Here is a 566-nt window from a genome sequence, read left to right as displayed (position 1 = left end):
CCTCGGGATCGCGGCCGGGCACCGGAGGCTGGCCGGGACCGGCGCGGTGGAAAACGTCGCTGACATCGGCGCCGCGGGCGGCAAGCTCGGCGCGCGCCGCCATGATGTCGGAGACGACCAGGTAAAGCCCTTGGGCAGCACCGGGCGCGGCCGATGTCAGGCCTTTGCCGAAATGGATCGAGGCGGGGGAGCCTGGAGGTGTGAATTGCACCACCCTGAATGCGTCGCCGACGGGGAAATCTGCGTCGAGCCGCCAGCCCAGGCCGGCATAGAAGGTCTTGGCGCGGTCGACATCGGAAACCGGTATGACAGCGGCCTCGAATTTCATGTCGACCGACGCGGTCTTTTGCGCCTCCGCTGTCGTTTCGTTGGGATTGTTGACGATGTTCATGTTCATCTCCATGGATGTGTGACGGTCTTGGAGTGGGCCGGATCGGATGACCCGGTCCGATGTCAGGGCACGTGCGGGCAGTGCACGGCCCCATTGCTTCGGATTTACGCGGCTTCAGATTTGCGGGCGCAGCGGTCGGAACGCGGCTCTGAGTTCGGCAGTCAAGGCCTGCGGC

1 protein-coding gene is annotated in these 566 nt (G+C 65.4%); it reads right to left on the bottom strand.

The window, feature by feature from the left end; translation table 11 throughout:
• Positions 1–391 (bottom strand): VOC family protein (locus tag AC1D0P_RS27510; protein WP_477679629.1); only part of this gene is annotated, 391 nt, incomplete at its 3' end.
• Positions 392–566 lie beyond the last annotated feature (175 nt).

It is taken from the genome of Polaromonas sp. P1_G2 (assembly GCF_056405515.1).
This window is presented reverse-complemented; position numbering and strand designations above follow the sequence as displayed.